The 11,138-nt window shown below is 58.7% G+C and carries 8 protein-coding genes and 1 pseudogene; 4 read left to right on the top strand and 5 right to left on the bottom strand.

All coding sequences use genetic code 11. The annotated features are described in order from the left end of the window. Nucleotides 1-46: 46 nt before the first annotated feature. Nucleotides 47-673, bottom strand: coding sequence for a response regulator transcription factor (locus EA796_RS22655; RefSeq protein ID WP_122110255.1), 627 nt, complete (start codon nt 671-673; stop codon nt 47-49). Between the two features lie 61 nt (nt 674-734). Next, nucleotides 735-1,916, bottom strand: coding sequence for an EAL domain-containing protein (locus EA796_RS22650; protein WP_305956005.1), 1,182 nt, complete (start codon nt 1,914-1,916; stop codon nt 735-737). Nucleotides 1,917-2,480: 564 nt separating this feature from the next. Here EA796_RS22650 and istA point away from each other — a divergent pair. The 3 genes and pseudogenes from istA (at nt 2,481) to EA796_RS22635 (ending at nt 5,723) form a co-directional block, all read left to right on the top strand. Continuing rightward, nucleotides 2,481-3,995: pseudogene (gene istA / locus EA796_RS22645) on the top strand (IS21 family transposase). Between the two features lie 17 nt (nt 3,996-4,012). Beyond that, nucleotides 4,013-4,768: an IS21-like element helper ATPase IstB gene (gene istB / locus EA796_RS22640; protein WP_122110254.1), complete on the top strand. Its 756-nt coding sequence runs from the start codon at nt 4,013-4,015 to the stop codon at nt 4,766-4,768. 325 nt (nt 4,769-5,093) lie between these two features. Beyond that, on the top strand, nt 5,094-5,723 hold the full coding sequence (locus EA796_RS22635; protein WP_122110253.1) for a response regulator transcription factor: 630 nt from the start codon (nt 5,094-5,096) through the stop codon (nt 5,721-5,723). A 10-nt stretch (nt 5,724-5,733) separates the two neighbouring features. On the opposite strand, the gene EA796_RS22630 is transcribed toward EA796_RS22635, so the two are convergent. From EA796_RS22630 to EA796_RS22620, 3 genes are all read right to left on the bottom strand, one after another. Next, nucleotides 5,734-6,489, bottom strand: coding sequence for a hypothetical protein (locus EA796_RS22630; RefSeq protein WP_122110252.1), 756 nt, complete (start codon nt 6,487-6,489; stop codon nt 5,734-5,736). Nucleotides 6,490-6,634: 145 nt separating this feature from the next. Continuing rightward, complete coding sequence (locus tag EA796_RS22625; protein ID WP_122110251.1) at nt 6,635-7,996, bottom strand: DUF1254 domain-containing protein; 1,362 nt, start codon at nt 7,994-7,996, stop codon at nt 6,635-6,637. Beyond that, a complete protein-coding gene (locus tag EA796_RS22620; protein WP_178082599.1) occupies nt 7,993-9,012 on the bottom strand; it encodes a DUF1254 domain-containing protein in 1,020 nt (339 codons plus the stop codon). The genes EA796_RS22625 and EA796_RS22620 overlap by 4 nt, the downstream gene beginning before the upstream one ends. Before the next feature lie 277 nt (nt 9,013-9,289). Between EA796_RS22620 and EA796_RS22615 the strand changes: the two genes are divergently transcribed. Then, nucleotides 9,290-10,927: a histidine kinase gene (locus EA796_RS22615; protein WP_158603110.1), complete on the top strand. Its 1,638-nt coding sequence runs from the start codon at nt 9,290-9,292 to the stop codon at nt 10,925-10,927. Nucleotides 10,928-11,138: the final 211 nt, after the last annotated feature.

Genomic DNA, 11,138 nt, shown 5'->3' with positions numbered 1-11,138 from the left:
AATGCAGGGTTACTTCAGACCATCCTTAGACACGGCAATCGTGCGCTCAAGTGACTCCGTTGCGCTTGGCGAACTCGATCAGAGCCACCAGTGTCTGCACGTTAAGCTTCTGCTGCAGCCTGGTTTTATAGGTACTGACCGTCTTGTTGCTGAGCAGCATCACGTCAGCTATCTCCTTATTGGTCAGCCCCCTTGCTAGGTAACGCAGGACAGACAGCTCTCGATTCGATAATCGGGCCAATCTCCCGCCATCGCTTTCTTCCGCCTCCTTACCGACATCCGTACCGATGAGGTCATAAGGGAAGTAGGTATAGCCCGAAAGCACCGCGCTCACCGCGCCTACCAGGCCACTCAGGTCTTCTTCCTTGCTGACGAAACCTGCCGCCCCAGCCTGCAGGCAGCGCTCTGCCACTACACCTGGAAGCTGCGAGGTCAATACCAAAACCCGCGGCGGTCGCCCTAAAGCTCGCAGCCGGGAAATGACCTGTAGACCATCAAGCTTAGGAATGCCGATATCCAGAATGATGACATCAACCTCTTGCTCACGAGCCATCTGCACAGCAGCAACGCCGTTGTCGGCCTCTCCCACGACAGCAAAGCCGTGCCGCTCAAGTAACACACGAACGGCCAGACGAATTACTGGGTGGTCATCGACGATCATAACTTTATGCATACTCAACCACCCAACTCTTAACAACTATTAATATAACGACGAAGGTTCGACTAGCTGTTTGCTACCTAACCGACAGCCGTCGCGAAAGCATCGCCGTCCTCAATGCCGCCCCGGAAACCGGCCTGCCGAACAGATACCCCTGAGCCTCCCGACAGCCCAGATCCAGCAGGTGCCGGCTCTGCTCTGACGTCTCCACACCCTCGGTCACAAGCGAAATGTTTAATGATTTGGCAAGGGACACCGCACTGCCTATCGCCGCATAGCCACGCGAACCACGGTGCAGACCGCGCACGAACGAGGCATCCAGCTTGATCTGATTGAACGGCAATTCGCATAACCGTTTCAACGAAGAGTAGCCCACACCAAAATCATCCATTGCCAGAATACAGCCCATCAGGCGTAGACGAATCAGTGATTCCATAACCTTCGGAGAAGCGCTCAAGATGCCGGTTTCAGTCACTTCCAGAGTGATACCGGTGGCCGGCATTCCATACAGACGCAACCTGTTCCATATATTGTCAGGCAGCCGCGAGCAATTCAGCTGGCTAGGATGCACGTTGAACGCTAGCGCAATACCGGGGCTTTGTATCTGCAACTCTAGCCCCTGCTGGAACAGCTGCCAGAACAACTGATCCAATAGTCCAAGCTGCTCGATAGCGGGTAGGAAGCTATCCGGCCCCAGAAGACCGCGTTTAGGGTGTTGCCAGCGGGCAAGCACCTCAGCGCCCAGTACTCGCCCATCTTGCAGATCGACCTTGGGCTGGAAATAGGCGACAAACTCTCCGTTCGCCAGGGCTCGCTCGATCTCATCTCTAGGGGGCATTTCGGTGCTCGTTACCAGCGGTAATGTCTCTCCCCGAACAGCGGAGAGGTCATAGCGCGACAGTACCTCGCGCAACCAATCGAGAGAGAAAATCTTGCCAAGGTTCCCAAGAAAGCTCACGCCTAGCTTCTCGACCATAACAGCAACCGTATTACGCACACCGCTGTCGATGTCACTGCTTAGTGCCACTGCTCGAACTAGACCGGAATGCCAAACCTCTCGCAAAAAGACCATGTCGTGCATGCGCAGATCGCAGATTGCGATGTCCACACCTCCCTTGCACCGCAACAGAGCGAGCGCCTCTCTCCCCTCACATGCCTCAAACACCTTACCTACACCTAGACTCTGCAGCATTTTAACGGCGAGGCTTCTATGCAGTGGGTGCTCTTCAAGTACCAACACACTCAGTGTTGAAATCACGTTATATTCACTCCTCGCGGCGATTCGCCTACGCCCCAACTGCTCTGGAGCAGTACTACGTGAGATGGACTCCGCAGCCTGAAACAAGCCTGCAAAACTGAGCAGGATCTGGAAAGTAACAAGCCGATGACACCGCACGAAAAACTCACAACCCCTCCCGAAGCGCTAACGAGGAATACAATTGCCGATTGAGGCCAGATGGGCTTGACCTCCTATACGCTTCCTAGTCCAGACCAACACTACCCCCTTACCCCTCCCATCGATGCAGGATTTGTCTGATACTGCCCACAGAAAGGCACCACGCCCTACAAGCAAAGTCGGTGCGTGTAAATGCGCCATGAATGTCTGAAGGCCCACATGGTGCGGATTCCACGCTGACTCGGACACCTATTCCACGCACATCCGGACAGTGATTCCACGCTGATCCGGACACTCATTCCACGAGCATCCGGACACCGATTCCACGGCCATCCGGACACTTTCCAGGCAGGCAGCTACGCAGGATTTATTCACTACCATCGACCTCTTTTTCGAAGCGAAGAGGTCGTCGTGGAGCGTTTATCCATGCGTAAAATCCGAGAGGTGTTACGCCTCAAGTTCGACTGCGGCCTATCCGTGCGCAAGATCGCCCGCAGCCTGGGCACTGGCCACAGCAGTGCCGGTGATTACCTCTGTCGCTTTGCCGCCAGCGGCCTCAGCTGGCCCTGCTCGTTGTCCGATGCCGAGTTGGAGCGCCAGCTATTTCCACCAGCCCCGGCGGTGCCCAGCGAGCAGCGGCCACTGCCCGACTGGGCCTGGGTACATGCCGAGCTGCGCCGCCCCGGCGTGACCCTGGCCCTCCTCTGGCAGGAGTACCGCCTGAGCCAACCGCAGGGCTTCCAGTACAGCTGGTTCTGCGAGCACTAACGGGCCTGGGCCGGCAAGCTGGACATGGTGATGCGCCAGGAACATCGCGCCGGCGAGAAGCTGTTCGTCGACTACGCCGGGCAGACGGTGCCGGTGATCGACCGCCACAGCGGCGAGATCCGCCAGGCGCAGGTGTTCGTCGCGGTACTCGGCGCATCCAGCTACACCTTCGCCGAAGCCACCTGGTCGCAGCAGTTGTCGGACTGGCTCGGCTCCCATGCCCGCTGCTTAGCCTTCCTCGGCGGGGTGCCGGAGATTGTGGTGCCGGACAACCTGCGCAGCGCGGTGAGCAAGAGCCATCGCTACGAGCCGGACATCAACCCCAGTTACCGCGACCTAGCCGAGCACTACGGCGTGGCGGTGGTGCCGGCGCGGGCGCGCAAACCGCGCGACAAGGCCAAGGCCGAAGTCGGCGTGCAGGTGGTCGAGCGCTGGATCCTCGCCGCCCTGCGCAACCGTCAGTTCTTCTCCCTGGACGAACTCAACAGCGCCATCTCCGTGTTGCTGGAGCGGCTCAACCGCCGACCGTTTCACAAGCTGCCGGGCTCCCGGCAATCGGCCTTCGACAGCCTGGATCAGCCAGCGCTGCGCCCGTTGCCGGAGCAGCCCTACGTCTATGCCGAGTGGAAGAAGGCACGGGTGCATATCGACTACCACGTCGAGGTCGATGGGCATTACTACTCGGTGCCCTACCAACTGGTGAAGAAGCAGCTGGAGGTGCGCCTGACGGAGCGCACAGTCGAATGCTTCCACGCCAATCAGCGGGTGGCCAGCCACCTGCGCTCACCGCACAAGGGTCGGCACAGCACGCAGACCGAGCACATGCCCAAGTGCCATCGCGAGCACGCCGAGTGGACGCCGCAACGGCTGATCCGCTGGGCCGAGCAGACCGGGCCTAACACTGCCGGAGTGATCAGCCACATCCTCGAACGGCGTATCCACCCAACCCAAGGTTACCGGGCCTGCCTGGGCATCCTGCGCCTGGGCAAGACCCATGGCGAAGTGCGCTTGGAGTTGGCCTGCCGTCGCGCCCTCAGCCTCGGCGCGTGCAGCTACAAGAGCCTCGAATCGATCCTGCGCCAGGGGCTGGAAAACCTGCCGCTGGCCCAGCAGCACCTGCCCCTGCTGCCGGACGACCATGCCAACCTGCGCGGCCCCGGCTACTACCACTGACCACAAGGAACTCCCCCATGCTGCCTCATCCGACCCTGGACAAGCTCCAGACCCTGCGCCTGCACGGCATGCTCAAGGCGCTGAACGAACAACTGAAGACCCCGGACATCGACAGCCTGAGCTTCGAGGAACGCCTCGGCCTGCTGGTCGACCGAGAGCTGACCGAGCGCGGCGACAAGCGCCTGAGAAGCCGCCTGCGTCAGGCCAGGTTACGCCACAACGCCTGCCTCGAAGACCTCGACTACCGCAGCCCGCGCGGCCTGGACAAGGCGCTGATCCTCCAGCTGAGCAACGGTCAGTGGCTACGCGACGGCCTCAACCTGATCATCAACGGCCCGACCGGCGTGGGTAAGACCTGGCTGGCCTGCGCCCTGGCCCACCAGGCCTGCCGAGATGGCTACAGCGTGCGTTACCTGCGCTTGCCGCGCCTGTTGGAAGAGCTGGGCCTGGCCCACGGCGACGGGCGCTTCGCCAAGTTGATGAGCAGCTACGCCAAGACCGACCTGCTGATCCTCGATGACTGGGGCCTGGCCCCGTTCACCGCCGAACAGCGGCGCGACATGCTGGAGCTACTGAACGACCGCTACGGCCAGCGCTCGACCATCGTGACCAGCCAGATGCCGGTGGACAACTGGCACGAACTGATCGGCGATCCGACATTGGCCGACGCCATCCTCGACCGCCTGGTGCACAACGCTTATCGGATCAACCTCAAGGGCGAGTCGATGCGCAAACAAGCGAAGAAATTGACGACGCCGGGAGCCCCAGGCTAACAATGCCATCCCTGCGTCGCTCCGCTCCGACTGCCTGTCCGAATGATCGTGGAACAGGTGTCCGGATCAGCGTGGGCTGAGTGTCCGAATGGCGTGGAATCCGCACCCACATGGCAAGGCGCCACGAACTCGCTGATGCCACATGGGAGTTGATCAAGAATCTGATTTCCCCAAAATAGACGGCCGTCTTCTGAGCGCCGGAAAGGGAGGCCAGAAGAACCGCTAGACCATACGCTGGGGCGGAGCCGAGGCGGCCTGATCACCAAGCTTGCGCGGTGATCCGCAACAAACCAAAGTTCTGACGCCCCTCCCAAGAGAGAAACGAATGTTGCGCACCCTACTGGTCGATGATCATGATGTGGTTCTGCGAGGCTTGGCGGCCGTCATCGCCGGAAGACCTGACTGGCAGGTCATCGGCCAAGCACATAACAGCAGGGACGCAATACGAATCGCGCAGGATCATTGCCCTGACGTGGCGATCATCGACCTCAGGCTGGACGATATGGACGGGATAGAGCTCACGCGACACTGCCTAGCCCTCTGCCCGACGTTGCGCGTCCTGATCTTCACCATGCACAAGAGCGAGGCAACAATTCGGGACGCGCTTGCCGCCGGAGCACGCGGGATTCTGCTCAAATCCGAACTAGGGCGCTCGCTCGACGCCGCTCTAGACGCAATGGAGGCCGGCGAGCCTTATCTGCCGGGACGACGCGGAGAGATCGTGCTGAATAGCCACTTAGGCCGTAGCTCCGATCCCAACCGGCTGACCCCCAGGGAACGCGAGGTGATGATGCAGATCGTGAGCGGCATCTCCGGCAAGGAAATCGCCTCAGCCCTGTCCATCAGCCCCAAGACCGTGGAAATTCATCGCACCTCGTTAATGCGCAAACTGAAACTACGCAACGCGGTCGAGCTGGTACGCTACGCAGTGCGAAATGGATTCCTGGAGCCCTGACCCCCTCGCATCAGAAACGGTAACTGACACCCAGCAACGGCCCTGACATCTCCAGTTCGTAGGGCACCCCATCATTCTCCCGATCGAAATAAAGGTGGCGATAGCCGCCGCTGGCTGACCAGCTCTCACCGATACGGTAGGTGAGCACGGTGACAATCTGCCAAGTTCGGTCCGACGCCTTGTCGATACCGAAGCCACCAGCATCCGCCAACACTACGGCTCGCCAGCGCTGACCAAGGTGTGCACTGGCACGGAGAGCAAAAAGCGGGTCTACCCAAGTGTCACTGGCACTGGTATCGCGATCATTGAGTGCAACACCTTGAAGGGTGACTTCAATATCGCTCGACAGCATGCGCAACCCTAGCCCCGCATCGAGAACCAAACCATCACGATCATACAGGTTGTAGAGCCCGTAGCCGGCCACGGAGAGCACGGTAGTCCGTGTATCGACGGCAGAGAACACCCGTCCAAAAGGTGTCCGCTCTTGGAAGGACAGATCCAGATAAAAGAGATCGCCGAGTAGGGACCAAGGCCCTCGCTGAGCGGAAACGCCGAGCATTACTCCAACATCCAGCGCATCAAGAGCATCGCGCGCACTGAGGTCGGAACTGACAGTTCCCAGTGACGTTTCGACACTGGATTCCGTCTTCGGAAACCACATGTAGGAAGATGCAGCGATTTGCCAGTCGGCGCTATCCGCCAACGCGGGCGAAACGCATAAGCCCAGGCCGGCACACAGGACAAAAAGGCGGTTGACATGACTCATAACAGGATCCTTGTTCGCAAAAGAAGGTGCCAGAAGCGACTCGAGCGCACCGACACTCCAGACGCCTCCGACGAAAACTCAATGCGTCTCGCCCCAATGCGATGGGCCGACAACCGGCCGCGAGGGTTCGCGAGACAAAATGGACTCAGGGCAGCACCTCGATGACTGGGGGCATCCATCGACCATCCAAGGCTTCGGCCTTGGGAAGGTACAGACGCATAACCACCCCCATGGGACCGTCGGGAGCGGGTAGCCAATTAGATTCAAACTCCTTGCCTGGGCTTTGGTGTTGCATATAGATAATTATTTCGCCGTTCTGGTCCGCTTTGAGGTCTCCCAGCATTGAGGAATTGATGAGGTAACGTTTGAGCGGATTGTTCACTAGGAAACGAGTCACACCGTCGTACATAGTGATGGACCAGAAAGCGCCCACCGGGGGCAACGTGTTCTTATTGAAGCGGAAGGCATAGCGATATTTCGACGTATCCAGGCGCCGGCCAGTAGCATCGAAGAGATAGCTCGGATAAAGGGCTTCCTCCACCGAGTTTCCGTAGATGCCGCCCATCGCCCCCAATGCACGTTCCTGGTACTTACCCTTCATGTCCTCAGGCGAGCCGAACAGCCCCACCGACGTCGTAAGCTTCAGTGCACCAGCCTCAAGCTCCAGCTGTGCCTCCTGACCTGCCTCCCTGATCGCCGAAACCTCCGCCAAGCCTTTCGGCGGCCAGACCGCACCAGGTATCAGGCCAAGCCGACCGAAGCTCTCACGCAGTTCCTTCTCCCAAGGCAATGGCGGCGCGAACTGCAGCAGGAAGGCGGCCAGCGACCAGTACTCGGAAGCCATTCGCTGCTCCGAAATCTCCGGCCACGACACCTTCGGTGGTGCGTCCAGTGGTGGGGTGCCGCTGTAGACGGACAACGGCCTGACACTGTAACCCGCCTGGATTCGCTTTACGTTGGCGATATCACTGGGTGCCAAGAGTTGCGTGCGAATCAAACCCAGGCCCAACTCGGTGGTCATCCTAACCACCCGCCTTACACCCTCGGGCGTTTCACCCTGCCAACTGGGCCCGACGATCAGGAAATCGCCTCCTTCGTTACCGTCCAACCGAGTCCCTAGGTAATCGACATTGTGCGTGTACAGATCGACCAACTGCATCGAGTAGTAACGGCCCTTCTCGATCGCAGGCAGGGTGACCACCAAGGGCTCCGAACGTAAATCCATAACCAGGAAAGAATAGGGCGTGTCGGAGTTGGGCGTGACGATAGCGGTGTCCTCGGGGGTATACACCCGGGCCACGCTATTGAGTGTGTTCAGGGGCCCCTTGTATTCGCTGCCCCCCGGCTCCAGCGCATATTGATAAAGGGTCAGATAATTCTTAACCAAAGGATAAGTGTAGATGTATGCGTCGCGTGCCAGGCGAGCCAGCCCCTCTTCAGCTCGTAGCGTGAGCGCTGGCAGAGCGGCAGCGGCAATAGTGAATTTCAGCAACGAGCGCCGCTTCATTTGACCTCCTCCACATCCGGGAAGCTCCAGCTTCCATCGAGAATCTGTGCAGAGGGCCGATACAGGCGAACCATCCAGTTCCAGCCATTAGGCACCGGCAGGCAGTTCACAATCTTGCCATCACAACCGCCGAACTGAACGGTGACCCGACCCTGGGCGTCTTCCACCGCGGTCAGGTTGTTGAGGGTATAGGCATTGAGCGAGTTGGGCGCTATATAGCCATCGGCATTGTAGACAGTGATCGACCAGAAACCTTCGACGGGAACCTTGTCCAGGCTCAATCGATAGACCGTCTTCCCGTCATTTTTGGGTACAGTGCGATTGAGGTATAAGGCATCGCGGGATGGGTTGCCTCCCCAGGCCATCGCCGAACCGATCAAGTGGCGGATGGGGTCGATCTCACTGCGCGCCCCGAACATCCGGTCCGTGTCTGGCAACAGCGTCCCCAGCTCAAGCAATGCTTTACGCGTACGATCCTGGCTCGCGCTGTCCCACTGTGGTAGCTCAAGTTGACCTGACGAAGCCTGGCTGACTTGGATGGCGTCCTGAAGAGCGTGCACTTTATCCATGTCCGCAGCGTCCTGGGGATTGGCAAGAATGCGGATGGCGACAAATCCATAGCGGGTACCGATCTGGTCACGATCAAGGGTGACCGTACCGGCACCATAGTGGACTTCGTGGGTGTAGTGATCCTGATCGATAACCTGTAACGACATGAACCGTTCACCCGAATCAGGCATGGTGATTCTCACCGGGCCGGCGTCCAGATCGAAGACGCCCGCCGAGTACAGGGTGTCGCGGTTAAGGCGGACGATTGTTTGCTTGTCGATCGGTGTCATGCTGCGCTCATGGCCCAACTTGCCGAAGCCGTAGAGCTGGGCGACGCCGGCAAAGTATGCATCGCTTTCAGCGCGCACGAAGTTATCGCTGTTGACGAGGGTCGGTGCGGCCAGGGCAGGCACGGTGATAGCGCTCAACAGCAATGTCGCAACAATCATAGGTTGGCAACGGAACATGCGGTTATAGTCCTCAGTGTGTGCGTTACAAAAGGAAACCCCGCTCATCGGTGCCACAACTACAATGAGCAGCGAATTCCGTTCGATAAAATGATGCGCCTATTGTGCGCCTACCCTATTCGCTTAACCTCCAGCTAGGCGGCTGCAACTTCTAAGTCGCAGACGGAATCTCAACATGGCCAACCGCAACGCACTATAGGGTGATTCCCCTAGATGGGTCGTACTTTTCCGATCGAACACATGCCCGCACCAGATGCTTGACGATGAGGACTCAGTCATGGACATGGGCTTTCTCGTAGTACAACAGGCCACTCGCCCCTCATTGCCCAGACTCCAATGGCTGATCGCCACAGTTCTTGTGGGTAGCTACATGATCTCGGCGGCCGTCACCCTATACAACGCGCACGCAGACCAAGCAAATCGCCTCATACAACTTAAGCAGACGGTACAGGATCTGTCCTCCCTGCTTGACCGGGAAGTCGCCACTTCCCGCGCTCTGCTGCAAGGTCTATCGAGTTCGCCGGCCTTGGCCTCCGGCGATATCCGTGCCTTTCACGCGCAAATGCTACGAACCCCCCACCCAGCTGGAATGGCATTGGTTCTCGCCGACAGGGAAAGGCAACTCGCCAATGTCCTGGCTCCTTATGGCACACCGCTGCCCGAACTCTCTGCCTACAAACCGCAGCCCGGCTTTTTCGAACTCTTGGAGAAGCAGGGTGTCCATGTGTCGAGCCGTGTCGAAGGACGATTGCAGCCTAGCCCCTCTACGGTCATCAGCATCAAAGTGCCTGGGGAGGACGGACACCTGAAATACCTGCTCTGTGCAGGTATCAGCAGCGACCGCCTGCTCGCCGTGTTACAGGGCGAGGCGTTGCAGCAAGAAGCCGGACTCTTGGTCATCGACGCCATGGGCCAAGTCATCGCTAGCCGTCAGCAGGTGGGCGCGATGTTGCGCACCGAGGATCTTTTTTCCGCTGTCGGGATGCCTCCAACAGAACTCGTCGCAAAACAGGGCGTCTTTCCCGGCACAGACTTGGACGGCACCGCCATTCATACGGCGTTTGTCCGCTCCGCACTAACCGGCTGGACAATTGCAGCGACGCAACCAGAAACTACAGTCGCCCTAGCCCTTCATCGGGCAATTCCCCCTCTTGCCGGAGCGGGTCTGATGGTCATCATGGCGTTGCTCGGCTTCTTCCTGTTCTTGCGCCGATGGTTCGAAGCACCTTTCGAATCCATGGATAGAATGCTAGATAGGGCTCACCAGCGGATCCGTCTGCTAATTGAAAGCTTCCAGTCGATACGGCGGCAGGAGCAAAAGCGCATTGCTCAGGAACTACACGACACCACGGCACAACACTTGGTCGCGGCGGGCCTCCAGCTTTCTGCATTACGTCACTCATCAGGTGCCACGCATGGACTCGCGCAACAAGTCGAAGAAATTCAGGATCTCCTCGACCAATCACTGACCGAGTTGCGCACCTTTGCATTTTTATTGCGCCCACCAGCATTGGATCAGTCGCCATTTAATTGGGCAATGGTGGCGCTGGCGCAGGGATTCGCTAACCGAACAGGTCATGTGGTGAAGATAGCTATCGCCGAGTCGGCCAACCATCTCCCACCTGCAGCGCACAACCTCTTCTATCGAGTTCTGCAGGAGGCATTGGTTAACATTCAGCGTCACGCCCATGCAACTTGCGTCGACATTGAACTGAATGGCGAGGATGAGAGATGGGAGCTTGCAATTCAGGACAACGGCAGGGGCGGTATTTCATTCCCTGCCCCTGTGACTGAAGTGAATGGTTTAGGTATTCAAGGCATCGTCGAAACCATTGAGGCATTGGATGGAACCCTCCATATCGAGGACACAGGCGAAGGTACCCTTCTTCGCGCCCGACTACATTGCGTGGAATGATCTCCTCCACGTCTCGCAGGAAGACCCGAATGCAACTTTTGGTCTGACCGATCGCTCGCCAAGCGGTAGCTCGACCTTTTCGCTGGCATTGGAAAGCCAAGGATATCTTGGCGGGCGTCGGTCGAGCGGCGGAGACCTTGAGTCGTAAGCGTCTGCCTCACCTCCCCCACTAGGTGACCTGTGGGGCGGACGCACGAAACTATTACCCCAA

Source organism: Pseudomonas sp. AOB-7, from assembly GCF_003696305.1.
GTDB lineage: Bacteria > Pseudomonadota > Gammaproteobacteria > Pseudomonadales > Pseudomonadaceae > Aquipseudomonas.
The sequence above is the reverse complement of the archived record's forward strand: the minus strand, read 5'-3'. Positions and strand labels throughout refer to the sequence as shown.

Coding starts and splice junctions, on each gene's coding strand:
- EA796_RS22655 (WP_122110255.1), bottom strand. CDS start 673: ATGCATAAAGTTATGATCGTCGATGACCACCCAGTAATTCGTCTGGCC.
- istB (WP_122110254.1), top strand. CDS start 4,013: ATGCTGCCTCATCCGACCCTGGACAAGCTCCAGACCCTGCGCCTGCAC.
- EA796_RS22635 (WP_122110253.1), top strand. CDS start 5,094: ATGTTGCGCACCCTACTGGTCGATGATCATGATGTGGTTCTGCGAGGC.
- EA796_RS22630 (WP_122110252.1), bottom strand. CDS start 6,489: ATGAGTCATGTCAACCGCCTTTTTGTCCTGTGTGCCGGCCTGGGCTTA.
- EA796_RS22625 (WP_122110251.1), bottom strand. CDS start 7,996: ATGAAGCGGCGCTCGTTGCTGAAATTCACTATTGCCGCTGCCGCTCTG.
- EA796_RS22620 (WP_178082599.1), bottom strand. CDS start 9,012: ATGTTCCGTTGCCAACCTATGATTGTTGCGACATTGCTGTTGAGCGCT.
- EA796_RS22615 (WP_158603110.1), top strand. CDS start 9,290: ATGGACATGGGCTTTCTCGTAGTACAACAGGCCACTCGCCCCTCATTG.